The organism is Lysobacter sp. GX 14042, from assembly GCF_021390425.1.
Lineage (GTDB): Bacteria > Pseudomonadota > Gammaproteobacteria > Xanthomonadales > Xanthomonadaceae > Novilysobacter.
Window position 1 is genome coordinate 188,790 of record NZ_JAJUWY010000003.1, and the last position, 25,446, is coordinate 214,235.

22 protein-coding genes are annotated in these 25,446 nt (G+C 72.2%); 11 read left to right on the forward strand and 11 right to left on the reverse strand.

Annotated features, from left to right (window positions below; translation table 11 throughout):
• The 6 genes from LY625_RS07115 (at position 1) to LY625_RS07140 (ending at position 7,539) form a co-directional block, all read left to right on the forward strand.
• On the forward strand, positions 1–999 hold the full coding sequence (locus LY625_RS07115) for a multidrug resistance efflux transporter family protein (protein ID WP_233738954.1): 999 nt from the start codon (positions 1–3) through the stop codon (positions 997–999).
• Positions 1,000–1,069: 70 nt separating this feature from the next.
• On the forward strand, positions 1,070–1,687 hold the full coding sequence (locus LY625_RS07120) for a hypothetical protein (RefSeq protein ID WP_233738956.1): 618 nt from the start codon (positions 1,070–1,072) through the stop codon (positions 1,685–1,687).
• Positions 1,688–1,817: 130 nt separating this feature from the next.
• A complete protein-coding gene (locus LY625_RS07125) occupies positions 1,818–2,345 on the forward strand; it encodes a hypothetical protein (RefSeq protein WP_233738958.1) in 528 nt (175 codons plus the stop codon).
• 418 nt (positions 2,346–2,763) lie between these two features.
• Entirely contained in the window at positions 2,764–4,653 is a 1,890-nt protein-coding gene (gene mnmG / locus LY625_RS07130; RefSeq protein ID WP_233739086.1) for a tRNA uridine-5-carboxymethylaminomethyl(34) synthesis enzyme MnmG, read from the forward strand.
• 110 nt (positions 4,654–4,763) lie between these two features.
• Positions 4,764–5,840, forward strand: coding sequence for an SDR family oxidoreductase (locus LY625_RS07135; RefSeq protein WP_233738960.1), 1,077 nt, complete (start codon positions 4,764–4,766; stop codon positions 5,838–5,840).
• 43 nt (positions 5,841–5,883) lie between these two features.
• Complete coding sequence (locus LY625_RS07140; protein ID WP_233738962.1) at positions 5,884–7,539, forward strand: Na+/H+ antiporter; 1,656 nt, start codon at positions 5,884–5,886, stop codon at positions 7,537–7,539.
• Between the two features lie 10 nt (positions 7,540–7,549).
• Here LY625_RS07140 and LY625_RS07145 read toward each other — a convergent pair whose 3' ends face one another.
• From LY625_RS07145 to glyQ, 5 genes are all read right to left on the reverse strand, one after another.
• Positions 7,550–11,536, reverse strand: coding sequence for a translocation/assembly module TamB domain-containing protein (locus tag LY625_RS07145; protein WP_233738972.1), 3,987 nt, complete (start codon positions 11,534–11,536; stop codon positions 7,550–7,552).
• Positions 11,536–13,338, reverse strand: coding sequence for an outer membrane protein assembly factor (locus LY625_RS07150; RefSeq protein WP_233738979.1), 1,803 nt, complete (start codon positions 13,336–13,338; stop codon positions 11,536–11,538). The genes LY625_RS07145 and LY625_RS07150 overlap by 1 nt, the downstream gene beginning before the upstream one ends.
• A gap of 96 nt (positions 13,339–13,434) precedes the next feature.
• A complete protein-coding gene (gene glyS / locus LY625_RS07155; protein WP_233738981.1) occupies positions 13,435–15,582 on the reverse strand; it encodes a glycine--tRNA ligase subunit beta in 2,148 nt (715 codons plus the stop codon).
• Positions 15,579–15,818 (reverse strand): hypothetical protein, encoded by a 240-nt coding sequence (locus LY625_RS07160; protein ID WP_233738983.1) that lies wholly within the window; start codon positions 15,816–15,818, stop codon positions 15,579–15,581. The genes glyS and LY625_RS07160 overlap by 4 nt, the downstream gene beginning before the upstream one ends.
• Positions 15,815–16,753 (reverse strand): glycine--tRNA ligase subunit alpha, encoded by a 939-nt coding sequence (gene glyQ / locus LY625_RS07165; protein ID WP_233738985.1) that lies wholly within the window; start codon positions 16,751–16,753, stop codon positions 15,815–15,817. Before glyQ ends, LY625_RS07160 begins: the two co-directional genes overlap by 4 nt.
• A gap of 80 nt (positions 16,754–16,833) precedes the next feature.
• Between glyQ and LY625_RS07170 the strand changes: the two genes are divergently transcribed.
• From LY625_RS07170 to LY625_RS07180, 3 genes are all read left to right on the forward strand, one after another.
• Entirely contained in the window at positions 16,834–17,556 is a 723-nt protein-coding gene (locus tag LY625_RS07170; RefSeq protein ID WP_233738986.1) for a glutamine amidotransferase, read from the forward strand.
• A gap of 34 nt (positions 17,557–17,590) precedes the next feature.
• A complete protein-coding gene (locus LY625_RS07175) occupies positions 17,591–18,430 on the forward strand; it encodes a BPSS1780 family membrane protein (RefSeq protein ID WP_233738996.1) in 840 nt (279 codons plus the stop codon).
• 84 nt (positions 18,431–18,514) lie between these two features.
• Complete coding sequence (locus LY625_RS07180; protein WP_233738998.1) at positions 18,515–19,426, forward strand: hypothetical protein; 912 nt, start codon at positions 18,515–18,517, stop codon at positions 19,424–19,426.
• 49 nt (positions 19,427–19,475) lie between these two features.
• Here the strand turns inward: LY625_RS07180 and LY625_RS07185 are convergent, their stop codons facing one another.
• From LY625_RS07185 to LY625_RS07205, 5 genes are all read right to left on the reverse strand, one after another.
• On the reverse strand, positions 19,476–20,177 hold the full coding sequence (locus tag LY625_RS07185; RefSeq protein ID WP_233739000.1) for an RDD family protein: 702 nt from the start codon (positions 20,175–20,177) through the stop codon (positions 19,476–19,478).
• A 2-nt stretch (positions 20,178–20,179) separates the two neighbouring features.
• Complete coding sequence (gene tatC / locus LY625_RS07190; RefSeq protein WP_233739009.1) at positions 20,180–20,938, reverse strand: twin-arginine translocase subunit TatC; 759 nt, start codon at positions 20,936–20,938, stop codon at positions 20,180–20,182.
• Positions 20,935–21,411, reverse strand: a complete 477-nt coding sequence (gene tatB / locus LY625_RS07195; protein WP_233739017.1) for a Sec-independent protein translocase protein TatB — start codon at positions 21,409–21,411, stop codon at positions 20,935–20,937. The genes tatC and tatB overlap by 4 nt, the downstream gene beginning before the upstream one ends.
• A 24-nt stretch (positions 21,412–21,435) precedes the next feature.
• Positions 21,436–21,681 (reverse strand): Sec-independent protein translocase subunit TatA, encoded by a 246-nt coding sequence (gene tatA / locus LY625_RS07200; RefSeq protein WP_233739026.1) that lies wholly within the window; start codon positions 21,679–21,681, stop codon positions 21,436–21,438.
• A 74-nt stretch (positions 21,682–21,755) separates the two neighbouring features.
• Positions 21,756–22,655 carry a lipid-binding SYLF domain-containing protein gene (locus LY625_RS07205; protein WP_233739028.1) on the reverse strand — a complete coding sequence of 300 codons (900 nt, stop codon included), beginning with the start codon at positions 22,653–22,655 and terminating at the stop codon, positions 21,756–21,758.
• Between the two features lie 147 nt (positions 22,656–22,802).
• Between LY625_RS07205 and hemH the strand changes: the two genes are divergently transcribed.
• Both hemH and LY625_RS07215 read left to right on the forward strand, forming a co-directional pair.
• The gene (hemH, locus tag LY625_RS07210; RefSeq protein ID WP_233739045.1) at positions 22,803–23,786 is read left to right on the forward strand and encodes a ferrochelatase; all 984 of its coding nucleotides are present in this window, start codon (positions 22,803–22,805) and stop codon (positions 23,784–23,786) included.
• The gene (locus LY625_RS07215) at positions 23,786–24,646 is read left to right on the forward strand and encodes an alpha/beta hydrolase (RefSeq protein WP_233739047.1); all 861 of its coding nucleotides are present in this window, start codon (positions 23,786–23,788) and stop codon (positions 24,644–24,646) included. Before hemH ends, LY625_RS07215 begins: the two co-directional genes overlap by 1 nt.
• A 6-nt stretch (positions 24,647–24,652) precedes the next feature.
• Here the strand turns inward: LY625_RS07215 and LY625_RS07220 are convergent, their stop codons facing one another.
• Positions 24,653–25,390, reverse strand: coding sequence for a SprT family zinc-dependent metalloprotease (locus tag LY625_RS07220; protein ID WP_233739049.1), 738 nt, complete (start codon positions 25,388–25,390; stop codon positions 24,653–24,655).
• Positions 25,391–25,446: the final 56 nt, after the last annotated feature.

The following is a 25,446-nucleotide window of genomic DNA, read 5'->3' on the forward strand; positions in this document are numbered from 1 at the left end:
TTGAACCGCCGCACCACCGCGCTGGTGGCCGTCGCGCTGGCGCTGGCCTCGGCATTGTTCTTCACCTCCAGCTACGTGCTCAACCGGGCCGCCGCCAACGTCGGCGGGCACTGGGCGTGGACGGCGAGCCTGCGCTACCTGATTACCCTGCCGCTGATGCTGCCGCTGGTCTGGTGGCAGGGCGGGGTCGGGCCGGTGTGGCGGGCGATCCGCGCCCACCCGGGGGCGTGGCTGCTGTGGAGCACGATCGGCTTCGTAGTGTTCTACATCGGCCTGAGCTACGCCGCCGGGAGCGGGCCGTCGTGGCTGGTGGCCGGCATGTTCCAGCTGACTGTCGTCGCCGGCACGCTGTGCGCGCCGCTGCTGTACGACGACGAGCGCCGGAAGATTCCCCTGTCGGCCCTGGTCGTTGGCCTGGTGATCGTTGCCGGGGTGCTGCTGATGCAGGCCGGCCAGGGCGGCGGGATCGGCCGCGAGGGCTGGGTCGCACTGGCGGTGGTCGCGGTCGCCGCGTTCGCCTATCCGCTGGGCAACCGCGGGCTGCTGCTGCACCTGGAGCGCCACGCCGGCGAGGTGCCGGCGCTCAATGCCACCCAGCGCGTGTTCGGTCTGACCCTGGCCAGCCAGCCGGCGTGGATCGCCCTGGCGCTGTATGCCGGCGCGGCCGCGGGGCCACCGCCGGTGGAGCAGGTGTGGCTGACCGCCGGCGTCGCCCTGGGGGCGGGCATCATCGCCACGGTGCTGTTCTTCCAGGCCACCGGCCTGGTGCGGGACCAGCCGGTTCCCCTGGCGGCCGCCGAGGCGATGCAGGGTTCGGAGATCCTGTTCGCCACCTTGATCGGGGTGCTGTGGATGGGCGAAGCCTGGCCCAGTGGGCGCTCGCTGCTGGGCGCCGCGGTGGTGGTCGCCGGCATCGTGGCCTTCAGCTGGATCGCCGCGCGCAGCGCTGCGGGCGACGACCGGGCGGTGCGGGCCCTGCGCAGCGCGCGGGGACGCTGACGCGGCGCGGTGTTCAGCCGTGGCGCACTACAGTCCACGGTGCCACCCCCTTCTGCAGTTCTCCGTCCGGATGCGCACGATCCCAGCCTCGCTCCTGCTGTCCGCCGCGATCGTGTCGCTGGCGCCTGCCGCCGCTTTCGCGCAGCCCGCGGGCCCGGCCGCCGATGGCACGTCGGGCTGGAGCTTCGATCCCTCGGTACTGGTCGGCGACGGGCGCGAGATCGTCCGTCGGGCGCCGGCCGGGGCCGTCGACGAGCTGTTGCAGGCGATCACCGCCAGCGCCCGTGAGCCCGACGAGGCCGAGGCGGTCTGCCGGCTCCTCGATCCGGACGCGGACCGCAGCCTGGCAGGCCTGAACGAGGCCGCCGCACGTCTGCCGCCGCGGAGCCGGGAGCGGCTCGCCGGCGCAGTGGCGAACCTGCTGGTCGCCGCTCTCCAGGCGCCGCCCCAGGTGTATGACGAAGGGGCCGCGCGGCAGGCACTGAAGCAGGCCGGGGTTCGGGCGGCGCTGATGCAGGACGGTTTCATGGCGGGCCTGCAGGGCGATCACCATCCCGCCCGCTGCCGCTCGGTCGGTACACTGCTCGAGGTCATGGCGGACCGGCCGCGCTCCGAACGCGTGGCGGTCGCCCGCCTGCTGATGGACGAGGGCCTGGACCGCCTGCAACTGGTCGCCTCCGGCCCCTGAGCGGTGCCACGGATGGCCGCGGCGATGCTGAATGCTTTACCTGTCGCACCGGCGGTGGCGTCAACGCCGGGAATCCCGCGACGTTGACGTGGGGAGTCGCGCACTCCCGACCGACCCCGGAGATACCCACATGGTCCGCAAACTCCTGCTTCCCGCCCTGGCGATCGTGCTGCTGGGCGGCTGCGTCAGCACCGGCTACGGCTACCGTAGCGCGCCGCGTGGTGACTACTACTACGGTCATCCCACGACCGACTACCGCTACTACGGCGATTTCCGTTACGGCAGTGGGGGCTATGGCTACTGGCCCTACCGCGGCTACAGCAGCTGGTACTCCCCGTACCGCCATCCCGGCTACTACTACGGTTATCCGGGTTACCGCCCGCCGATCGTGGTGCATCCGCGCCCGGACAACGGCCACGGCCACGGCCGCCCCGACCAGGGCCGCGACCGCGCCCCGTGGCGTGACCTCGACCGGCTGCGCCAGGACCGTACCCCGACCGTCGAGCGTCGCCCCCTGTCGACCGCGCCGCGCCCGGCCGTGCAGCGGCCGGCCAGCCCGGCGCCGCGTCCGCCGGTGAACCGTGGCGGCAACGACCGCGGCTCGCGGATGGGCCAAGCGATCCGCAAGGCCGGCGGCGAGTCGCGGCGCGTCGAGTAGGCGACCCCGTCACGTTTCGGCCGCTCCGGGCGACGTCATTGGGGCAGGGTGTTGACAAGATGCGTCCAAATGCGACGTAATCCGGTTGCAGCTTCAATGTCGGCGCCCGACGAGGAATCACGGATCCCCCCTGTTCCGGCCTCGTCAGGCGCCGGCGCCTACAAACGACAAGCCCCGCCTGGTGCGGGGCTTGTCGTTTCCGGGATTGTCCCGGCGCATAAAAATGGGGCCGGACGTCCCCCGACATCCGGCCCCTGGCTTCCCTTGCGGGCACGTGGTCAGCCCCTGTTCCAATTCCGACCGGCGTCGCGCGCCTGCCCCGCAAGGTGCAGGAATAAACGTCGCATGAACCATGCCAACGCCACGTGGCCAAGCGGGTCCCATGCCCGCGCCGGTAGCCCCGCGTAGAATCGACAAGCTGATGAACGACTTCTTCCGCTACGACGTGATCGTGGTCGGTGGCGGCCATGCCGGCACCGAGGCCGCGCTGGCCGCCGCCCGCGGCGGTGCACGCACCCTGCTGCTGACCCATGCCATCGAGACCATCGGGGCGATGAGCTGCAACCCGGCGATCGGCGGGATCGGCAAGGGTCACCTGGTGCGTGAGATCGATGCACTGGGCGGGGTGATGGCGCGGGCGGCCGATGCCGCCGGGATCCAGTGGCGCCGGCTGAACGCCAGCAAGGGTCCGGCGGTGCGTGCCACGCGCTGCCAGGCCGACCGCAACCTCTACCGGGCCTTCATCCGCCGCGCGGTCGAGCGCCAGCCGGGGCTGAGCGTGTTCCAGGCCGGGGTGGACGACATCTGCTTCGATCGTGGCCGAGTGACCGGCGTGCTGACCCAGACCGGGCTGCGTTTCCAGGCTCCGGCCGTGGTGCTGACCGCGGGCACTTTCCTGGCCGGCAAGGTCCATGTCGGCCAAGCCACGCATGCCGCCGGCCGGGCCGGCGAGCCGCCGGCGAACACCCTGGCGCAGAAGCTGCGCGAAGGGCCGTTCACCGTGGACCGGCTCAAGACCGGTACCCCGCCGCGGATCGACGGCCGGACGATCGATTACGGCGTGCTCGAGCGCCAGCCCGGCGACGACCCGCGCCCGGTGTTCTCCTTCATGGGCAGCCATGCCGACCAGCCATCCCAGGTCGACTGCTGGATCGCCCACACCAGCGAGCGCACCCACGACATCATCCGTGGCGCGCTCGACCGCAGCCCGCTGTACACCGGCCAGATCGAGGGCATCGGCCCGCGTTACTGCCCCTCCATCGAGGACAAGGTGGTGCGCTTCGCCGAGAAGGCCAGCCACCAGGTGTTCGTCGAACCCGAAGGCCTGGATGTCACCGAGATCTATCCCAACGGCATTTCCACCTCGCTGCCGTTCGAGGTCCAGACCGAACTGGTGCGCAGCATCCGCGGCTTCGAAAACGCGCATGTCACCCGGCCGGGCTACGCGATCGAGTACGACTTCTTCGACCCGCGCGGGCTCCGGCACACCCTGGAGACCCGCGCGGTCGGCGGACTGTTCTTCGCCGGCCAGGTCAACGGCACCACCGGCTACGAGGAGGCCGCCGCGCAGGGGCTGCTTGCCGGGCTCAACGCCGCCCGCCATGCGCACGGGCTGGATGGCTGGTACCCGCGCCGCGACCAGGCCTACCTGGGCGTGCTGGTCGATGACCTGGTCACCCACGGCACCAGCGAGCCCTACCGCATGTTCACCAGCCGCGCCGAGTACCGGCTGCAGTTGCGCGAGGACAACGCCGACCTGCGGCTGACGCCGGTGGGACGCGGGTTCGGCCTGGTGGACGACGCGCGCTGGAGCGCCTTCGAGGCCAAGCGCGAGGCGATCGGGCGCGAGTCGGCACGCCTGGCCGGCGCATGGGCCTCGCCCGGCAACGCGCTGGGGCGTGAGATCGCCGACACCCTGGGTGTCGAGCTCAGCCGTGAAACCAGTGCCCGCGACCTGCTGCGCCGGCCGGAACTGGACTACGCGCGCCTGGTGGCGGTGCCTTCGCTGGCGCCCGGGGTGGACGATCCGGCCGTGGCCGAGCAGGTCGAGATCGACGTCAAGTACGCCGGCTACCTGGAACGCCAGCGCGGGGAGATCGAGCGCGCCAGGCGGCATGAGGAAACCGCGATCCCCGAGGGCTTCGACTACGCCGGCGTGCGCGGGCTTTCGGCCGAAGTGACCGCCAAGCTGGGGCAGCTGCGGCCGCTGACGATCGGACAGGCAAGGCGGATCCCCGGCATCACGCCGGCGGCGATCTCCCTGCTGCTGGTGCACCTGGAGCGGGCGCGGCGCAGCCGGGTGGCCTGAGTTCCGCCGTCGTGCCCGAGCGCGCGGGCGTCCATGGACGTTCCCGGGTGCACTGCGCTTACCCGGGCCACGGCCTACACGCCTGCCCAACGCGCGCTCTGCTTTGCTCGGTGGCCCCCACCAGGAGCGAGCCAATGGCCACCAGCAAGACCGCCAAGAAGGCGACCGCGAAGAAGACCGCCGCGTCTGGCGGCAAGCCGGTCGAAGGCAAGTCCAGGCAGCAGCTTGCGCGCCAGGCCGGACAGGTCGCGCAGCAGCAGCGCGAGGTCCAGGACGCCATCGATGCCAAGCCGGAGAAGAAGGCGAAAAAGGCCCCGGCGAAGACCGGCACGCGCAAGCAGCCGCGCAACCCGATGCCGGCCCAGCACCTGGACAAGCCCGGCAACGAGCACGAACTGGAACTGGCCCCGCGCTACATGGCGCCGGACTACAGGGGCAGCGGCAAGCTCGAAGGCATGGCCGCGATCGTCACTGGCGCCGACTCCGGCATCGGCCGCTCGGTTGCGGTGCTGTTCGCCCGGGAAGGCTGCGACGTGGCGGTGCTGCACCTGGACGAGGACGAGGACGCCGAAGCCACCCGCCAGGCCGTGGAAGCCGAAGGCGCACGCTGCCTGGTGATGGCCGGGGATGTCGGCGACACGAAGTTCTGCGAGAAGGCGGTCCGGCAGACCCTGAAGGCCTTCGGCCGCCTGGACGTGCTGGTCAACAACGCCGCGTTCCAGCAGCACGCCCAGTCAATCGGCGACATCACCGACAAGCAGTTCGACCAGACCCTGCGCACCAACCTTGGTGGCTATTTCCGCATGGCGCGCGCGGCGGTCCCGCACATGGGCGAGGGTGCCAGCATCATCAACACCGGCTCGGAGGTGGCGCTGTTCGGCAGCGCGCAACTGCTGGACTACTCGATCACCAAGGGCGGGATCCACGCCTTCACCAAGTCACTGGCCTCGCAGCTGCTGGGCAAGGGCATCCGGGTGAACTGCGTGGCCCCCGGCCCGATCTGGACCCCGCTCAACCCCGCCGACCGCCCGGCCGACAAGATCCCGGACTTCGGCAAGGACAGCGACATGGGACGCCCGGGCCAGCCCGAGGAGATGTCACCGGCGTATGTGTTCCTGGCCTCGCCGGTGTGCTCGAGCTACGTCAACGGCGCGATCCTGCCGGCGATGGGCGGGCCCACGGGCTGACCGGCAGGCGTCCAGCGCCCGCCGCGGACGCCGGTACCGGGCCATGGCGGTCGTCACGGTCATTCTGGTGTTCCTGCTGGCGGTCATCGCCAGCCACTTCCTTGCCCGGCTGTTGCCGTTCGCGGTGCCGCTGCCATTGCTGCAGATTGCGCTTGGTGCCGGGCTGGCGACGATCGGCTTCGATGTGCGCTTTGAGCCCCACCTGTTCCTGTTGCTGTTCATCCCGCCGCTGCTGTTCCTCGATGGCTGGCGGATCCCGAAGGGGGCGCTGTTCCGTGACTGGAAGCCGATCCTCGCCCTGGCGATCGGGCTGGTGGTGTTCACCGTGGTCGGAATGGGCTGGTTCATCGGCTGGCTGGTGCCGGGAGTGCCGCTGGCGGTGGCGTTCGCCCTGGCGGCGATCCTGTCGCCCACCGACCCGGTCGCGCTGGGCGCGATGACCGCCGGCACGCCGTTGCCCTCGCGGCTGACCCACGTGCTGGAAGGCGAGTCGCTACTCAACGATGCCACCGGGCTGGTCTGTTTCAGCTTTGCCGTAGGCGCGGTAATGACCGGAACGTTCTCGCTGGGCAGGGCCTCGCTCAGCTTCCTGCTGGTGGCCGGCGGCGGCTTGCTTGCCGGGCTGCTGGTGACCTGGCTGACCGGATGGCTCAACCACCGCCTGGTACAGCGTACGGGCGAGGAGCCGGGCATCCAGATCCTGCTCAGTCTGCTGGTCCCGTTCGCGGCGTACCTGGTTGCCGAATCCATGCACGTGTCGGGCATCCTGGCCGCCGCGGTGGCCGGGATCGCGATGCACTACAGCGAGCTGGCCGGGCGGCCACGGGCGGCGACGCGGATGCAGCGCACCGCAGTCTGGGACACGGTGCAGCTGGCGCTCAACGGGACCATCTTCGTACTGCTGGGCGAACAGCTCCCGCGCCTGGTACTCGAACTTCCGCGAGCCGCCAGCGAAGCGGGAACGAGTGTCAGCAACTGGGACCTGGCCGGCTACGTCCTGGTGATCACCCTGGCGCTGGGGTTGCTGAGGTTTGCCTGGGTCTGGGCCGCGCTGAGGATGACCGTGCTGCGCCGCACGCTCCAAGGCACACAGGCCCGGATGCCACAGAGCCGGTTGATCGCGGTGATGGCGGCAGCGGGGGTGCGCGGGGCGATCACCCTGGCCGGCATCCTGACCCTGCCGCTGGTACTCGACGACGGCCGCGCGTTCCCGGCGCGGGAGCTGGCGGTGGTGCTGGCCATGGGGGTCATCCTGACATCGCTGCTGGTCACGAGTGTCGTCCTGCCATGGCTGGCCCGCGGACTCGACCACGACCTGCCGGACCCGGGCCGGGCCGACGCCGAGGCCGCGGCGCGCATTGCCGCCACCGAGGCGGCGATCCAGCGGATAGAGCAGGCACTCGCCAGCCAGGCCGGCCGGGAAGACGACAGCCAGGCGGCGTACTCGGAAGCCGGGGTCCAGGTGCTCGAGCTGTACCGCCGGCGGCTGGAGTACGGCGACCACGGTGGCGAGGATGCCGCGGCCGCCCGGCGGCGGTTGCACGCCGGACGCAAGCTGCGGGCCATCGGCCTGCGCGCCGAACGCGACGAACTCTACCGGCTGCGCCGCGCCCGGGTGATCGATGACGAACTGCACTCGCGGCTTGTGCGCGAGGTCGACCTGGCCGAGGCTGGCCTGGAGCCAGCCCCCGCCCGTTGACGGCCGCAGGTCAGCGCTCCCTCCGCCAGTTCACCGAACCGCGGTTCTCCACCGTGCTCGACTCGATCTCGATGTCGAAGCCGCGTTCCAGCAGGTACTTCAGCGTCAGCACCTGCCCGGTTCCCAGCAGTGATACGCCGTAGCTGACGTACAGCTTGGGCGACAGGTACTTGCCCACGCCCAGCACGCTGCCGCCCAGGGCGCGGCTCTGCATCAGGCCCGCGTCGTCCAGGCCGATCTGCTCGCCCACGCGCGAGGCCAGCAGGCCGCTGCCGGCGGTCAGGGCCGCGCTGGCGGCATTGAGTTCGCCGCGCTCGGCGCCGGACAGGCTCGACAGCGGGCGGCCCAGGGTGAGGTAGGCCAGGGCCTCGGACTGCGAGGCCGCCGGATTGGCCCAGACCTCGGCTTCCAGGCTGCTGACCCGGCCGGTGACCCTGACCCCGGCGGTGACTTCGCCGACCACCCGCTCGGCGGACAGGTTGACCACCGGGTCGGCGATCGGATCGGCGGACCAGCTCAGCCGGCCCTGGCGCACCGTCAGGTCCTGGCCGTAGGCGCGGTAGCGGCCACTCACGTCCAGGTGCCCGGACGCGGTCATCTCGCGGCCGGGCTGGGACAGGATCCGCAGCTGCCCACCGAGCTGGGCCGCCAGGCCGAAGCCGGTCAGGTTCACGTCCTCGCCCACCCGCACCAGCAGATTCATCTGCAGCGGGGTGGCCGGGCCGCCGGCATCCTCCGGGTCGACAGGATCGAGCACCACCACGTCGTCGGACGGCGAGACGCCGCTGTCCAGGCCTTCCAGGTTGATGTCGGCCTCGGGCACGGTCACCGAGCCGGTCAGCCGCAGCGGCTCGCCGGCGCGGTAGCGCACCTGCAGGTCGGGGCTGGCGGTGGCGTGCAGGTCGGCGGTGTTGGCCACCAGCACGTCCTCGCCGGTGATCGCCAGCTCGAGCGGGGTTTCCTGGCCGCGCCAGCCCAGGCTGCCCTCGACCCGCAGCACCCCGCCGCCGTCGCCGCCGGCGGCCGGAGTCGTGCGCAGGCCGCCGGCAATGCGGGCGTTGCCGTCGGGCAGCGCGTCCAGTTGCACGTTGCCGTCCTCGACGCGGATCGCCAGCGCGGGAATCTCGGTGCGGAAGCCGCTGAGCCGGGCCTGGCCGCCCACCGTCGGGGCGTCGCGGGTACCGCCCAGTTCCACCTGGCCGACCAGCTGGCCCTCCGGCTCGACGATGTCGGGCGAGAACAGCTCCAGCCAGGTCAACTCGTGGATTTCCAGGCCGAGCCGGCCATTGAGTGGAGAGTACGCGTCCCAACCGGTGACCACGGTGGCATCCAGCCTGCCCTGCTCGTTGAGGTCGGCGGCAAGCGTCGCGTCGATCCCCTGCGGGCGCAGCTCTGCGTCCAGGCGCAGGTTGCGGTAGCCGAACAGGTTGCTGCGCGCCCGCTCGCTGCCGCGCAGCCCGCCAGCGGCGGAGTCGACCCGCACGTGCCCGGCCCAGCCGCCGCCCTGTGGCCGCAGCAGGGCATCGATGTCGATTTCACCGTCCAGCACCCAGGGGCGGCCGGATTCCTGCTCGGGCAGCCAGGCCGACGCCAGCGACAGCGGCAGGCCGTTGCCGTCCAGCTGCAGGCCATCGCGCGGCCAGTCGGCACTCGCGCATACGCTGCCGCCCGCCGAGGAGGCCAGGCAGGCACCGTCGAGCCGCAGGTCGCCGCCACCGAAGGCGAAGCCGGCCGGCTGCTGCAGCGTCCAACCGGCGCCGCGGGCCGGGTCCAGCTGCAGGCTCGCCAGCTGCCCCTGCCACCCCGGACCGCCCTGGCCGATCCGCCCGGTCAGGGCCAGCCGTCCGAGCGCACTGCCGGCGCTGCCCTGCAGCTGCATGTCCTGCAGGGTGCCGGTGGCGGTCAGGTCGACCCGCTCCAGGGCGATCCCGGCATTCACGCCGCTTGCGCTCACCTGCAGGGTGCCGGCGCGGCCGGCCGGGGGCAGCCTGCCGTCCAGGCGCAGCGAATCCGCGCTGTAGCCTTCCCACGCAACCCCGCTGCCGTCCAGGTCGGCCTCGATGCCGGGCAGCGGCAGCGCGCCATCGAGCTGCACCCGGCCCTGCAGCGTGCCACCGGCGCCGGGCAGCAAGTCGGACAGGTGCAAGGGCCGCAGGTCGATGTCGGCTTCGATCGCCTCGGCCAGGCTGCCGCGCGCGTCGATCCGCGAGCTGCCAATCGACAGGGCCGCCTCGCCCTCGAACCGGCTGGCGGTCTCCCCGGTCGCGGTGCCGTGCATGGCGAAGCGGGCCTCGCCGTCGAGCGCCCGCCCGCGCAGCTTGCCGCCGATCCGGTCCAGCGTCGCCTCCGCTTCCAGCCCACCGTCGTCGCGGGTGTGGCCGCTGGTGGCGAGCCGGCCGTTGACCGCCCCGTCCCAGCCGGGTGCGAAGTAGCCCGGGTCGAAGCCCTGCAGCTCGCCCTGGATGTCCCAGCCCAGCGTGGGGGCCCAGGCCACCTGGCCGGCGCCCCGCAGGGCGCCGCCGGGCATCTCGACTTCGAGCGCGGGCAGCTGCACCTGCTGTTTGTCGCCGCGGCCGTCCAGCCGCACGGTGGCCTGCTGCTCGCCACGGTCCAGCCGCGCCTCGCCGGTGACCGCCCAGTCGTCCATCACCCCGGAAATCCCGAACTCGCCGGAGCCGCGCACCGGCGGGGCCTGTTCCGCGCCGCCCCATTCCAGGCCGCGGGCGGCGACGCCGGCACGGAAGCGCCCGGCGCCCGGTTCGCTGAAGTCGCCACTGCCGGTCACCCGCACGGTGCCGCCCAGCAGTTCCAGTTCCAGCGGGTCGACGTCGATCACCTGCTCGGCCAGGTGCACGCGCGAGGGCAGCAGGCGGACCTGGAAATCGCCCTGGCGCAGCTCGCCACGCAGCCGGGCGTCGCCGGCCAGGCCGTTGGCCTGCAGCCGCAGTTCGAGCGGGTCGGTGGCCGGCGCGGCCCCGGGGTCGGTCACCAGGCCGATGTCCAGCGCGTCGGCGAAGGCATCGAGCTGCCACTGCGGTGTCTGGCTGCTGGCCATGCCGGGGCCGCCGGCGGTCGCGGCACCGGGCTCCCCGCGCAGGGTCAGGACCGCGCGCACCTCGCCGGGGGCGCGGCCGGCCACCGCGACCTCCATCCGCGAAAGATCGCCACGCGCCACCAGCCCCAGCCGCGCCGGAGTGCGCCCGGCGGCGGCCGGGAACACCGCGGTGGCCAGCAGGTCGGTGCGGTAGTTGCTGCCCGGCGCGTACTCGCCCCCGGCGGTGAAGCGGCCGCGATCGGTGTCCGCGACGACACCGGTCAGCTCCAGCCGGCCGTCCTCGGCCAGCAGCCCGCCGCGGAGCCGGCGCACCCGGATCACGTGTTCGCCAGGCGCGGCATCCTCGTTGAGCACGGTGAAGTCATCGACCTGGATGTCGTCGGCCTGGATGGCCAGCGGCGGGGCGATGTCGGGCAGGACCTCCGGCCACTGCGGCAGCCGGAACGGCGCCTCGGTATGCGGCAGCAGCAGGCTCGCGCCTTCCAGCTGCAGGGCATCCAGCCGCAGCCGCTTGCCCAGCAGCGGGCCGAGCGCCGGGTCGAGCATCACCCGATGGGCGAAGAACTCCAGGGTGCCGCTGTCACAGGGGGTATCCGGCGCCGGCACGCACTCGGCATCGCGCTGGCGTGGCATCGAGAAGCGCACGTCATACAGGGTCAGCGGGCCCGACGCCGGGCCTTCCGCCCGCTCCCAGGTCAGGGTGGTGTCGGCCGGCAGGCGGGCGACGATCTGTGCCATCAGGAAATCACGGCCGCCCACGGTGCTCAGCAACCAGTAGCCGACCACCACCAGGACCAGCACCAGCGCGCCGGCAGCGAACACCGAGCGCAGCGCGAGCCGGCGCAGGCGGCCTTCGCGGCGGGCGCGCAGTTCGGCGATCCGCGCTTCGCGCTCCGCGGGCGTGGGCTCGCCGGGACCGGGCTTGCGGAATACCGGGGCCATTACAGGTCCGCCCCCACGCTGAGGTAGAGCTGGAACGAAGAGTCCGGATCATCCAGCCCGTGGGCGACGTCCAGCCGCACCGGCCCGACCGGCGAGCGCCAGCGCACCCCGGCGCCCACGCCGGTGCGCCAGTCGGGGGTGCTGTCGAAGGCGCTGCCGCTGTCGACGAACACCGCCGCCCCCCACTGCTCGGTGAAGTAGCGCTCGAACTCCACGCTGGCGGTGGCGACGTTCTTGGCGCCCAGCGCGTAGAGCTTGCCGTCCGGGCCTTCGTGGCGCGGACCGACCTCGCGCCAGGCGTAGCCGCGGATGCTGCGGTCGCCGCCGGCGAAGAAGCGCAGGCTGGGCGGCATCGCCACCAGCTGGTTGGTGAAGGTATGGCCGAGTTCCCCGCGCACGATCAGCCGGTTGTCCCCGCCGACGCCGCGGAACCAGCTCGCGGTCGCCCGGGCCTGGCCGAAGCTGGCATCGGTGCCCACGCCCTCGATGCCGCCGCGGACCATCAGCGTGCCGGCCAGGCCATCGCGTGGATAGACCAGGTCGTCGGCGTCGACGTACTCGGCGCGCAGCGAGGGAAAGGTGTAGGTGGCGTAGCGGTAGTCCGGCGGTTCCGGGCCGCCATCGCCGTTGACGGCCACGTAGGACCAGCGCTCGCGCAGCGCGTGCAGCGAGGCGGTTGCGGTGAGGTGTTCGTTGATCCGGCCGTTGCGGCTGGCGACGAACTCGACCCGGCGGTTGTCCAGCCAGTCGCTCTGCTCGTCGGCGGCCTGTGCGCTGAAGGTGTACCAGCCGTCCACCCAGGCGAAGGCGGGGATGCGGTACTGCGCGGTCAGGGTCTTGCGCCGCTGGGCGTAATCCAGCTGGGCCAGCGCCTTGTGGCCGCGGGAATTCACGTAGCGCCGCTCCAGTCCCAGCCTCACGCCGGCGCCGGAATCGGTGCCGTAGCTCAGGCCGGTGCTGTAGATGCTGCGCTTGGCCGGGGTCAGCACCACGTCGATCGGGACCTCGTTGTCCACCGCGTCCTCCGGCCGGGGCTGGATGTCGATGGCGGCGAAGTAGTCCAGCCGGGTCAGCGAGTCGCGCAGCCGGTCCAGCTTGCCCTGGTGGTAGTAGCTGCCCTGTTCCCAGTAGACGAGCTTGTCCAGCAGCGACTGGCGAATGATCGCCTCGGGCGTCTGCTCGAAGTTGATCGGGCCCATGTCGTAGCGGGTGCCGCTGTCCCAGACCAGCTCGATGTCGGCGGCCTGGTCGGCGCGGGTGACCTCGACCCGGCGGCTGATGAAGTCGGCATCGAAGTAGCCACGCACGCCCAGCCGGCGGCTGATGCGGGTCTTGCTGGCCTCGTAGAGCAGGTGCTCGAAGACGTCGCCCTGGCGCGGCAGGAACGCGGCCAGGTCCTGCTGCAGGTAGTAGTCGTCGCTGCCCTCGCCCTCGATGGCGATGTCGGTATGGCGCACCCGCACCGGCTCGCCGGGCGCCACGGTGATGTCGACCACGAAGCGGTCGCTGCGGCCGCCGTCGCCGGAGGCGGTGCGCTTGACCTGGATCTCCGGGGAGTAGTAGCCGAACGGCTCCAGCGCCTCGCGGGTCTCCTCCTCGGCCTCCCGCACCAGGTAGCCCAGGCGCCGCCAGGACAGCTCGCGGCCCTGGGTGCGCACCAGCGACAGCGAAACCCGGACGTTGTCCTCCATCGTCTCGTCCAGCCCGTGGATGCGGACGGCGGTGACCTCGGCCGCATGGGCCAGGCCGCCGCCGGAGGCGAGGATCAACGCGGCGGCGGCGAAACAGGAGCGTGGGCGCATCGGGGCAGCATACCGTCGGGACGTCCAGATGCCGTCACGGAGGGCGGCGTCCTTTTTGCGCGCGACCGCCGCCACCGGCGGGCCGCGCCAGGTGGATCACGCGGACAGGTGCTCGATCGCCGCCACCGAGCCGAGCCGGTCGCTCAGCCGCCGCAGCAGCGCCAGCCGGTTGCGGCGCAACGCGGGATCCTCGGCATTGACCATCACCGCATCGAAGAACGCGTCGACCTGCGGCCGCAGCCGGGCCAGCCGCGCCAGCACGGCAACGTAGTCGCCCGCGGCCAGCAGCGGGTCGGTGTCGGCGATTGCGGCGTCGACCGCGGCGGCCAGCGCGCGTTCGGCGTCCTCGGCCAGCAGCGCGGGGTCGACCTGCCCGGGTACTTCTTCCTCGGCCTTGCGCAGGATGTTGCGGCTGCGCTTGTTGGCGGCGGCCAGCGCTTCGGCTTCCGGACGTCCGGCGAAGCCGGCGACGGCGTGGAGGCGCCGGTCGATATCGGGGAGGGAGAGGCCCCCGGTGCCGGTGCCCCCGCCCGCACCCGGGGTCGCGGCTGGAGCCGCTCCCGTGGCGGCGATGGCATGCACCGCCTCGAACTGCTGCGGGGTGATGCCGCGCTCGGCGTAGTAGCCGCGCAGGCGGTCGAAGATGAACTCCCGCAGCTCGGCGACGTCGGCGCGCCCGGTCTTCTTGCCGAGCAGCACGTCTCCCACGCCCTCGGCGGCCGCGCCCAGCAGCGCATCCAGCGGCAGGTCGATGCCGCCTTCGATCAGGGTGCGTGCCAGGCCCAGCGCGTTGCGGCGCAGCGCGAACGGATCCTTGTTGCCGGTCGGCCGCAAGCCGGCGGCAAAACCACCGGCCAGGGTGTCCAGGCGCTCGGCGATCGCCAGCACCCGGCCCAGGGGCGAGGGGGCGATGGCGTCGGCGGCGAAGCGCGGCATCCACGCCTCGTCCAGCGCTGCGGCCAGTTCCGCCGGCTCGCCGGCGGAACTGGCGTAGTGGCGCCCGGCGATGCCCTGCAGCTCGGGGAACTCGCCGACCATGCGCGACTGCAGGTCGGCCTTCGACAGGCCCGCGGCGCGCCTGGCCAGCGCGGCATCCACGCCGACCTGCGAAGCGATCCGCTCCGCCAGCGCCCGCACCCGCGCGACCTTGTCGGCCATGCTGCCCAGCGAGGCCTGGTAGGTGACGCTGGCCAGCCCCTCGTTCATCGCGGCCAGGCCTTCCCTCAGGTCCTCCTCGAAGAAGAACTGCGCATCGGCGAAGCGCGGACGGATCACCCGTTCATAGCCCTTCCGGACCTCCTCGACATCACGCGACTCGATGTTGGCGATGCCGACGAAGTGGCGGGTGAGCCGGCCCTCCGGGTCGAGCACCGGGAAGAACTTCTGGTTGGCCTCCATGGTCGCGACCAGCGCCTCGGCCGGCACCTTGAGGAACGCCTCGTCGAAGCTGCAGGCCACCGCGGCCGGCCATTCGACCAGCCCGTTGACCTCTTCCAGCAGGCCCGGGTCGATGCGCGCGCTGCCGCCGGCGGCGGAGGCGGCGACCTGCGCCTGTTCGACGATGCGCCCGCGACGCTCGTCGGAATCGACCAGCACCTTCGCCGCGCGCATGGCCTCCGCGTAGTCGCCGGGGGCGTCGATGCGTACCGCGGCCGGGTGCATGAAGCGGTGGCCGCGGCTGTGGCGGTCGCTGGCCACGTCCATCACCTTCGCCTCGACCACCTCCTCGCCCAGCAGCACCACCAGCCAGTGCACCGGCCGGGCGAAGGCGTGTTCGTGGTCGCCCCAGCGCATCGGCTTGGGGATCGGCATGGCGTCGATGGCCTCGGCGATGACGTCGCCCAGCAGCGCCGCGGTGGTCGCGCCGGGCTTCACCGAGCGGTGCACGAAGCGCTCGCCCTTCGCGTCGGTGGTGCGCTCCAGTGCCGTCCACTCCACCCCGGCCTTGGCGGCAAAGCCCTGCAGCGCGCGGGTCGGTTGGCCGTCGGCGTCCAGGGCGATGTTGAGGTACGGACCCGGCACTTCCGAGCGCTGCTCCGGCTGTTCGGTCGCCACGCCCGGCAGCAGCACCGCGAGCCGGCGCGGGGTGTACAGCGGCTTCGCATCGCCGCGTTCGACGGCGATGCCGCGCCTGTCCAGCGCGGCCAGGACGCCGTCGAAGAACGCGTGCGCCAGCTCCGGCAGCGCCTTGACCGGGAGTTCGTCGGTGCCCAGTTCTATCAGCAGTGGTTGGGTCTGGCTCATGGAATGTCCTTGTGGATCGACAGGTGCTTGCCCAGGTCCTCGCCGGCGGGCGCTGGCGCCCGGTCACGATTGAGCATGAGCAGCAACACGCCCGCCAGCGGCATGGCCACCAGTCCCAGTACGAACCACAGCCAGGGATTGCGACCGGTCTGCTGTGCCCACCACGCGGAGAAGAAGGCGAACGCCGCGGGAGCCGAATAGAGCAGGAGGAACGTGCCGCCCAGCAGTTCGGTCATGCCGCGGCCTGCTTCTTTTTCAGACCGGGGAAGCCCATCTTCTCGCGCTGGGCGTAGTACGCCTTGGCCACCGCCTGGGCGATCTTCCTCACCCGCAGGATGTAGCGCTGGCGCTCGGTGACGCTGATCGCGCGGCGCGCGTCGAGCAGGTTGAAGCAGTGGCTGGCCTTCATCACCTGCTCGTAGGCCGGCAGTGGCAGGTCCAGCTCGACCAGCTTCGCCGCCTCGGCCTCGCACTCGTCGAAGCGGCGCAGCAGCACCTCCACGTCGGCGTGCTCGAAGTTGTAGGTGCTCTGCTCGACCTCGTTCTGGTGGTAGACGTCGCGGTAGTGCACCGGCGTGCCGTCCGGGCCGTGGGTCCAGACCAGGTCGAACACGTCGTCCACGCCCTGCAGGTACATGCACAGGCGCTCCAGGCCGTAGGTGATCTCGCCCAGCACCGGCCTGCACTCCAGCCCGCCGGCCTGCTGGAACCAGGTGAACTGGGTCACCTCCATGCCGTTGAGCCACACCTCCCAGCCCAGGCCCCAGGCGCCCAGGGTGGGCGATTCCCAGTTGTCCTCGACCAGCCGCAGGTCGTGCACCAGCGGGTCCACGCCGAGTGCCTTCAACGAGTCGAAGTACAGCTCGACGATGTTGTCCGGGCTGGGCTTCATCGCCACCTGGTATTGGTAGTAGCGCTGCAGGCGGTTGGGGTTCTGGCCGTAGCGGCCGTCGGTGGGACGGCGGCAGGGCTGCACGTAGGCCGCGTTCCACGGCTCCGGGCCCAGCGAGCGCAGGAAGGTGGCCGGGTGGAAGGTGCCGGCGCCGACCTCCAGGTCGAGCGGCTGGACCAGCACGCAGCCCTGCGCCGCCCAGTAGTCGTCGAGGCGCTGGATCAGCTGCTGGAAGGTCGGCGGCGCGAGGCCGCCGGACGGGGCGTGGGCCATGGTCATCGGCAGGTGCGGGAAGCCCGGTAGTATACGGCGCGACCCCGTTCATCCCTTTCCTGGCAGGCAGCACCTTGGCATCCCGGTTGGACTCCCCGTTCCTGATCCTCGTCGCCGGCCAGCCGGCCGCCGAACTGCGCCGCCACGGCGGCTTCGACCACTGGATCCGTGTTGCCGCCGGCCTGGAGCGCGACGCTGCGGTCGCCATCGACGTCGCCGCGGGCGCGGCGCTGCCCACCTTCGACGCCTTTGCCGGGGTGATCGTCAGTGGCTCGGCGGCGATGGTCACCGAGCGCCAGGAGTGGAGCGAACGCACCAGCGCCTGGCTTGCCGGCGCGGTGGAAGCGGGCCTGCCGGTGCTGGGGATCTGCTACGGCCACCAGCTGCTCGCGCATGCGCTCGGCGGCACGGTGGTCGACAACCCGGCCGGCCGGCGCATGGGCACCTTCGACGTCGAGCTGCTGCCGGCCGCCCGCGAGGACGCGCTGCTGTCACCTCTGCCAGGGCGCTTCCCGGCGCAGATGACCCACGTCCAGCACGTGTCGGTGGCCCCTCCCGGCGCGGTGGTGCTGGCCCGGGCCGAACACGATCCCTGCCATGCCTTCCGGGTCGGCGACAGCGCCTGGGGCATGCAGTTCCACCCGGAATTCAGCGCCGCCCACATGCGCGGCTACATCCGCGCCCGGGCGCGGGTGCTGGTGGAGGAAGGTTTCGACGACCGCGCGCTGCTGCGGCAGGTCGGCGCGACGCCGCAGGCGCGGCGGGTGCTGCGCCGCTTCGTGCATCATTCACGCAACGCGGCGCGCTGAGCCGGCGCACCGCCAGACTACTTCGGGGAAGCTCATGGAATACAACAAGGTCAATGCCGGCAGCGGAGCGCAATGGCTGCTGGACGGGATCGCCCTGCTGCGCCGCCATCCCGGCACCCTGCTGGTGATCGGCCTGGTCTACGGGGTGCTGGCCAGCATCCCGGTGGTCAGCCTGCTGGTGGGCGCACTGGGCGTGGTGCTGATGGGCGGCGTGCTGCTGGCGGTGCGCCAGGCCGACGAGGGGCGGTCGCCGGGGGTGGGCATGCTGTTCGCCGGCTTCACCTCCGGCAAGGTCGCCCGCCTGCTGGTGCTGCTGCTGATCGGCGTGCTCTTCATGCTGGTGGTCTCGGTGCTGCTGGTGGCGATGCTCGGCGGTGAGGGCATCTCCCTGATGCAGCGGATCATCGAGAGCACCCCGGCCGGCGGCCAGCCCGACCCGGCGCTGATCGCCCAGCTTCCGGCGGGCCGCCTGCTGGGCTGGTTCGCACTGTTGCTGCTGCTGGCGGTGGTGGTCGGCATCTACACCTTCTTCTACATGGCCCTGGTGATGTACAGCGACCTGACCGCGGGCCAGGCGCTGCGCACCAGCATGAAGGCCGGCGCGCGCAACCTGCCGGCGTTGCTGGTCTACATGCTGGTTAGCGTGGTCTTCAGCGTGGTGGTGATGCTGGCCAGCCTGCTGGTCTCCTCGCTGCTCGGGCTTGCCCTGGGCCCGCAATGGGCGGGAATGGTCTCCAGCGTGCTGGTCAGCATGGTGGTGGTGCCGGTCGCCGTGGGCGCGATGTACTACGGCTGGCGCCAGGTGTTCGCCGACCGCCTGCCGGGCGCGCCGCCGGCGTTGCCCGAAGACACCGGGGCGGGCTTCCACGCCTGACCTCCAGCGGCGCCCGCGCGGTGGCCGCCGCGCGCGGGCGCCTGCCTTGGGGAAGGCGGCTGGACAAGGAACAGGGGACAAGGGATGACTCGATCGGTAGCGGCAACGGCCGGCGTCGACTGGCTGAAGAAGGCAATCAACCTGGGCCGCGGGAATCCGGGCGCGGTGTTCGGGGGCGCGGCACTGGGCGTCATCGCCATGGTCGCGGCGATGATCGGTGCGGCACTCGCGCAGTGGGCGCTGGTCGCGGCGCTGGGAACCGGCGCCGGCATGGTGCTGGGCGCGGTGTTGACGACGGTCGTGGTGCTGGTGGCGGTATCGATGCTGCTGGTCGGCTTCCTGCGCCTGCTCGACGCGGCCGAAAGCGGTCGGCCGGCGCGCGCCACCGGCGTGTTCGCCGGCTTCGGCGACCTGCCGACCTCGCTGCGGGTGATCGGCCTCACCCTCCTGCTCACGGTGCTGCAGTACGCGGTGTTGGCGCTGGTGCTGGCGGTGCTGGCGCGTGGAGCGCTGGAGTGGTACCTGCGGATGGTCATGGCCTCGCCCGAAACCCTGGATCCGTCGATGCTGGCGCTGCCGGACGGGCTGGGCATCGCCACCGTGCTCTCGATCGCCCTGGGGCTGGTGTTCTACGGCGCACAGGCGATCGGCACCGGGCAGATCGCGCTGCGCGGACGCGGCGTGTTCGCGGCGGTCGCCGACGGTTTCACCGGTGCCTTCCGCAACCTGCCCGCGCTGCTGGTGCTGCTGGTGGCGGTGATCGCCGCAGCGGTCGTGGTCGCCATCCTCGGGGTCATCGTGGCGATGGTGGTCGGCGTGCTGGCGAAGTTCGCCGGGGCCTGGCTCTTCGTGGCGCTCGGCGTTCCTCTGTACCTGGCGTTCATGCTGGCGGTCTGGGTGGTCGCGTTCGGCGTGGCCTACCACCTGTGGCGCGACGTGTGCGGCGGTGCCGGTGATGCACGGCTGCCGGTGGAGCCGGTGGCGGTCGGCGCCTGACGCGCACCGGATCGTGCAACAGGGAAGGGCGGCCAGGTGCCGCCCTTTTTCAGTACCAGAGGGCCTGGTCGAGCAGGTACTGCAACCGGGCGACCAGACCCATGGCCGCGGCCAGGCCTGCCGCGGCCGGAGCGACGATCGCCACCGCCAGCCAGCCCCGGGCCCAGCGCGGCAGCCCTGGCCGGTCGGCGAGCATCCGGGTACCGGCGAGGCGGTCGTGCAGCGCGCGGTACTCCGGTCCGGCCAGCGCCATCGCGTGCCCGAGGTTGAGCACCAGCCAGGACAGGCCGCCGGCCAACTGGCGTGCGAACGCGCGGCCGATGCCGGGTCGCGTCCCATCCGCGGCCACGACCCGCAGCCCCAGCAGCCGCTTGCCGGGACTTGCCTGCCAGTGCGAGGCTTCGAAGCTGCCATGCCACAGCACGGCCAGCCCGGCGAAGGCCAGCAGCGGTGGCCACAGGAGCGACCACAGCAACGGGGTCAGGGTCGTGGCGGCGCTGGTCGCAGCCGGCAGCAAGGCGAACGGCAGCCCGGCCGGATCCGGGCCATTGGCGACCTGCGCGCGCAGTACATCCGCCATCGCGTCGGCAAGCGCGTGGAGTGCCGGGTCACCCGCCGGGGCGAGGCGCGCCAGTGCGGGCCGCAGGCCAGGCCAACTGACCACCAGTGCCAGCAGCGCGACCGGCACCGCATCCAGCGACCACGCCGCCGCGCGCTGCCAGAAACCGGCCGGTGCCGGCCTGTGCCACATGCCTAGGCCCCCGACCGTGGTCGCACCCAGCCGGCGGCAACGATGCCGACCTCGTAGAGCAGGCACATCGGGATCGCCAGCATCAGCTGCGAGACCACGTCCGGCGGGGTGATCACCGCGGCGATGATGAACACCCCGACGATGGCGTAGCCCCGGGCATGCCGCAGCTGCGCCGGGGTGACCCAGCCCAGCGCCGCGGCGATCACCAGGGCCACCGGCAGCTGGAAGCACAGGCCGAAGGCCAGCATCACCACCAGCACGAAGTCCAGGTAGGCATTGATGTCGGTCATCATCGCCACCCCTTCCGGCGCCACCATCACCAGGAAGCGGAACACCATCGGCAGCACCAGCCAGAAGGCGAAGGCGCAGCCGGCGTAGAACAGCGTGACCGCCGCGGCCAGCAGCGGCGCCGCCAGGCGCTTCTCGTGCCGGTACAGTCCCGGGGCCACGAACGCCCAGGCCTGGTACAGCAGCCAGGGCATGGTCGCGATCGCCGCCACGAAGAAGGCCAGCTTGAGCGGGGCGAAGAACGGGCTGGCGACCTCGACCGCAATCAGCTGCCCGCCCGGCGGGAGCTTTTCCAGCAGCGGGGTGGCCAGCCAGCCGTACAGCCGGTTGGCGAACGGCAGCAGGCCCAGCAGCACCAGCAGCAATCCGGCGATCGCCCGCAACAGGCGTGCCCGCAGCTCGACCAGGTGGTCGATCAGGCGGGCTTCGCCGGCTTCGGGGCCGCTGCCTGGCAAGGGTCCGGGCGCGGTCATGGCGCCTCGCGCGGGGCGGGTGGCCGGTCGGGCTCGCGGACCGGCTCGGGTGTGCCGGGCTCGTCGGGAGCCGGTTCGCCGGAACCGGGATCGCGGACGGGCGGCTCCGCGGGCGCCGGGTCACGCAGCGGCGGGTCGGACGGTTCCGGATCCCGTAAGGGCGGGGAGGCCGGCCGTGGGCCGGAGGGTCCGTTCAAGTGCGGCTCCAGCTCCGCGGGACGCAGCCTGGAGGCCTCGCGCTCGATGTCGTTGCCCGCCTGGCGGACCGCGGCGCGGGTCTGCTCCAGGCTGCGGCGCATCTCGTCGTCGGCGAGTTCACGCTCCAGCTCCGCCTTCACCGAATACCACTGCGCGCGGGCGCGGCGCACCCACAGGCCGGCGAACTTCGCCGCCCGCGGCAGCCGCTCGGGGCCCAGGACCACCAGCGCGACCACCGCGGTCAGCAGCAGTTCGGAGAAACCGATATCGAACATGTCGTCCGGCGCCCGCCGCGCCGGTCAGCGGCGGGTGCGGGTATCGCGTTCGCGGTCGTCCCCGCCACTGCGCGATGCGGTGTCCGTGCGCTCGTTGCGCTCGTCGGACAGTTCGCGGCGCGGGGGCTCGTCTTCGCCGGACAGGCCCTGCTTGAAGCCCTTGACCGCCTCGCCAACGTCGCGGCCGACGTTCTTAAGGCGCCTGGTGCCGAACACCAGCACCACGATGACCAGCACCACCACCCAGTGCCAGATGCTGAAAGTGCCCATGGTTGAACCCGCCGGTCTTCGAAACGGTGCTCAGGATACCGCAGCGTTCCGGCATCCACGCTGAGCGCCAGGCCTTACGGCAACGGCTCGCTGCGGATGCGGTCCTCGGCCTGGTCCACCGGCTGGAAGCCCTGCTGCGCAGGCGCGGGCGGGTGGTCCTGGGCGGCCGGCACGTTCAATGGCTGGCTGCGCCAGTCCTGGTCGTCGTACGCCGGCGCGGTGCCGGGAGCCGGCGCGGCTGGCGCGGCGACGGACTGCGCGGCGGGGGCGCTGCCGGCGCGACTGGCATGTGCATTGGCCGAGGCCTCCTCGAGCTGGTCACGGAAGCCCACCACCTCGGCCGAGGGGCGCTGCGGCGCACGGCCCTCGAGGATCATCCGCGGCGTGGTGCCGGCACCGTAGACCGCCTGGTTGGCGCCGTCGTCGATGCTCAGCACCGCGCCATCCAGGGCCACGCCGGCGAACAGCCCACGGGCGCGCGACCAGGACCAGATCTCCGCCTTGAGCTGGCCGTCGGTGGCCATGCCGGTGGTGCGGCCGATCGGCCCGGCGGCCACCGATGCATCGGCGCCGAGGGTGAGCTTGCCATTGACGATGGAGTCCAGCCCGCGCTGGGTGGTGAAGGCCAGCACCACGTCGGAGGACTGCACCCCGGCCTGGAAACCGATGCTGCCGCCGGTCAGCTTGACGAAGGCCGGGTTGGACCAGGTGCCATCGGCGGTCTTCACCGACAGCAGGCCGTGGCCGCGACGCCCGCCGATCACCAGCCCGATCTTGAGCGTGTCGGGAATGACCACGATCGCCCTGGCTTCGTCGAACATCGCCGACGGGATGCCGGATTCGGGGATTGCCTGGATCTCCTGCAGCACGCGCGAGGAATTGCGGGCACGTTCGTCCTCCTGGACACCGGCGCTGGCAGGCAGCGCCAGGACGAGGGCGAACACGACGGTGGCAAGGCGCGGCAGGATCGGCATGGGGACTCCGGCGGTGGATGGCGGGACCGGGCCAATATAGAGGCCCGCGGCGACTTGGACCGCAGGTGGTGGCAAACGTTCAGCCACCGGTCGGGACGGCAAGCCGGGCGAAGCCGGTGTGGCTGCGCCCTAGTATCCTCTGCGCCCATGAATTCCGTCCCTGTTGTTCCGCCGGCGTCCGGCCGCGCACCCACGGCCGCCGTCGTGCTGGCCAACCTCGGCACCCCCGATGCTCCCACGCCGCAAGCGGTGCGACGCTACCTGGGCGAGTTCCTGTCCGACCGCCGGGTGGTCGACCTGCCGCGCCTGTTCTGGCTGCCGCTGCTCCACGGCCTGGTGCTGCCGCTGCGCGCGCCGAAGGTCGCGCCCAAGTACGCCAGCATCTGGCTGGAGCAGGGCTCGCCGCTGGCGGTGTACACCCGGCGCCTTGCCGACGCGGTGGGCGAGCGCCTGCCCGGCGTACGGGTGGTCGACGCCATGCGCTACGGCAATCCGTCGCTTGCGACGGTGATCGGCGGGCTGCGCGCGGAAGGCATCGGGGACATCGTCGTGCTGCCGCTGTACCCGCAGTACTCCACCACCACCACGGCTTCGATGGACGACGTGGTTGCGCGGGCAGGTGGCCCGGGGACCCGGCTGGCAGGGGACTACCACGACGATCCGGCGTGGGTGGCGGCGGTGGCCGACTCGATCCGCGGGCACCGCGAGGCGAACGGGCCGGCACACCTGCTGTTCTCGTTCCACGGCATCCCGCAGAAGCTGGTCGAGGCCGGCGATCCCTACCAGCGCCAGTGCGAGGCCAGCGCCGCGGCGATCGCGGCAGCGCTGGGGCTGGCAGCGGACGAGTGGGACTGGTCCTACCAGTCGCGCTTCGGCAAGGCGAAGTGGCTGGAGCCCTCGACCTCCGGCACCCTGCAGCGGCTGGCCGACCGGGGCGTGAACCGGGTGGACGTGGTCGCGCCGGGCTTTGCCGCCGACTGCCTGGAGACCCTGGAGGAGATCTCGATGATGCTGGCGGAGGAGTTCGCCGCCCGCGGCGGACGCCTGCGCTACATCCCCTGCCTCAACGACAGCCCCGCCCATGCCGACGTGATCGCGGCTCTGGCCCGCCGGCAACTGCGGGGGCGCTGATGCGCGAGATCGCGCTCGACACCGCGTTCGGCCGCCTCTCGGGGCTGCGCTGGCCGGGACCGGCGGGGGCGCCGCGGGTGCTGGCCCTGCACGGGTGGCTGGACAATGCCGCCAGTTTCATCCCGCTGCAGGCGCGCTTGCCGGGTATCGAACTGGCCGCGCTGGACCTGCCGGGCCATGGCGCCAGCGCCCACTTGCCGCCGGCCGCCGAGTACACCGTGCCCAACGCCGCGCGTGCGGTGTTCGCCGCCGCCGACGCCCTGGGATGGGACCGCTTCGTGCTGCTGGGGCATTCGCTGGGCGGTGCGATCGCGAGCCTGATGGCCGCCGCGATGCCGGCACGGGTGGAGCGGTTGGCGGTGATCGAAACGCTCGGCGCACTCGGCGAGGACGAGGCCGACAGCGCCCGCCGCCTGCAGGAGGCTTTCGCCGCCGGGGCCGCGCCACGGCGCCCGCTGCGGCGCTTCCGGGATCCGGCACTGGCACTGAAGGCCCGCCTGGCCGCCGGCGGCATCGAAGAAGCCGCCGCCCGCCTGCTGGTCGAGCGCGGCATCGCCCCGGTGCGTGGGGCCGACGGCCCGCCCGGCTACGCCTGGCGCAGCGACCCCCGGCTGACCCGTCCCACCGCGGTGCGGATGAGCGAAGGCCAGGTGCACGCGATGCTCGCCGCGATCGAATGCCCGGTGCGGGTGGTGTACGCCAACCCGCCGCAACCCTACTTCCCGGAGGCCCAGCGCCAGGCCCGCTACGCCTGCCTGCGCGATGCCTCGCTGGTCACCCTGGAGGGTGGGCACCACCTGCACATGGAACAACCCGAAGCAGTAGCCGCCGCCCTGCAGGCCTTCCTCAGGCCTGCCTGATCCGGGTTACGGGCGGCTGCCGAGCAAGACGCGCAGGCGGGCCTTCGCCCGGCTTCCATGTTCGCGCAGCCAGTCGCGCTCGTCGCGCCAGGCCGGGAACCGTGCCTCCACCTCGGCCCAGAACCGCGGCGAATGGTTGGCCTGCAGCAGGTGGCACAGCTCGTGCACCAGCACGTACTGGAAGGCCGAAGGCCGCGCCAGCACCAGCGCCAGGTCCAGCGACACCGTCCCGTCCGGCGCCAGCGAACCCCACTGCGAACGCACCGGCCGGATGCGGAAGGTCCGCGGCGGGCGCGGCAGTCCGGGCAGGTAGGAAGGAAGCCAGCGCCCCACCTGCGCCCGGGCGTGGGCGAGATAGAAATCGCGCAACACCCGCACCGCGGAGGCCGGCTCGGCGTGGGCCGGGAACTCGAACAGGAGCGCGTCCGGCTGCTCCGGATCCTCGCCCAGCCGCGCCAGGCGCGCGGGCTGCCAGCGCAGCGGACGTTCGGTGTCCTGCAGTGGCAGCGACGGCGTGATGAAAGGATCCAGCGGTCGTTGCAGCGGCGGTGCGTGGCGTTGCAACTGGGCGGCGAGCCAGTCCGCGTGCTCGGCCACGAAGCGCTCGCCCGCGGCCAGGCTCGCGCGCGGCGGCAGGGTCAGCCGCGCGCCGCGGTCATCGACCGACAGCTTGATCCGCCGCGCGCGCGGGTGGCGGGCGTAGGCCACTTCGATGTCGCGGCCGTCGGGGAGGACGGCCTGCAAGAACCCCCGCGTGGCTGGAGGCGACGGGAGGGGGTCCCTGGATCCCCGCGTGCGCG

What these genes read in the sequence shown, in the direction of transcription:
- LY625_RS07185 (WP_233739000.1), bottom strand. Translation starts at nt 20,177, where the DNA reads ATGTGGCACAGGCCGGCACCGGCCGGTTTCTGGCAGCGCGCGGCGGCG.
- LY625_RS07120 (WP_233738956.1), top strand. Translation starts at nt 1,070, where the DNA reads ATGCGCACGATCCCAGCCTCGCTCCTGCTGTCCGCCGCGATCGTGTCG.
- glyQ (WP_233738985.1), bottom strand. Translation starts at nt 16,753, where the DNA reads ATGACCATGGCCCACGCCCCGTCCGGCGGCCTCGCGCCGCCGACCTTC.
- tatB (WP_233739017.1), bottom strand. Translation starts at nt 21,411, where the DNA reads ATGTTCGATATCGGTTTCTCCGAACTGCTGCTGACCGCGGTGGTCGCG.
- LY625_RS07180 (WP_233738998.1), top strand. Translation starts at nt 18,515, where the DNA reads ATGACTCGATCGGTAGCGGCAACGGCCGGCGTCGACTGGCTGAAGAAG.
- tatA (WP_233739026.1), bottom strand. Translation starts at nt 21,681, where the DNA reads ATGGGCACTTTCAGCATCTGGCACTGGGTGGTGGTGCTGGTCATCGTG.
- LY625_RS07145 (WP_233738972.1), bottom strand. Translation starts at nt 11,536, where the DNA reads ATGGCCCCGGTATTCCGCAAGCCCGGTCCCGGCGAGCCCACGCCCGCG.
- LY625_RS07125 (WP_233738958.1), top strand. Translation starts at nt 1,818, where the DNA reads ATGGTCCGCAAACTCCTGCTTCCCGCCCTGGCGATCGTGCTGCTGGGC.
- hemH (WP_233739045.1), top strand. Translation starts at nt 22,803, where the DNA reads ATGAATTCCGTCCCTGTTGTTCCGCCGGCGTCCGGCCGCGCACCCACG.
- LY625_RS07140 (WP_233738962.1), top strand. Translation starts at nt 5,884, where the DNA reads ATGGCGGTCGTCACGGTCATTCTGGTGTTCCTGCTGGCGGTCATCGCC.
- LY625_RS07160 (WP_233738983.1), bottom strand. Translation starts at nt 15,818, where the DNA reads ATGACCGAACTGCTGGGCGGCACGTTCCTCCTGCTCTATTCGGCTCCC.
- glyS (WP_233738981.1), bottom strand. Translation starts at nt 15,582, where the DNA reads ATGAGCCAGACCCAACCACTGCTGATAGAACTGGGCACCGACGAACTC.
- LY625_RS07215 (WP_233739047.1), top strand. Translation starts at nt 23,786, where the DNA reads ATGCGCGAGATCGCGCTCGACACCGCGTTCGGCCGCCTCTCGGGGCTG.
- tatC (WP_233739009.1), bottom strand. Translation starts at nt 20,938, where the DNA reads ATGACCGCGCCCGGACCCTTGCCAGGCAGCGGCCCCGAAGCCGGCGAA.
- LY625_RS07175 (WP_233738996.1), top strand. Translation starts at nt 17,591, where the DNA reads ATGGAATACAACAAGGTCAATGCCGGCAGCGGAGCGCAATGGCTGCTG.
- LY625_RS07150 (WP_233738979.1), bottom strand. Translation starts at nt 13,338, where the DNA reads ATGCGCCCACGCTCCTGTTTCGCCGCCGCCGCGTTGATCCTCGCCTCC.
- LY625_RS07205 (WP_233739028.1), bottom strand. Translation starts at nt 22,655, where the DNA reads ATGCCGATCCTGCCGCGCCTTGCCACCGTCGTGTTCGCCCTCGTCCTG.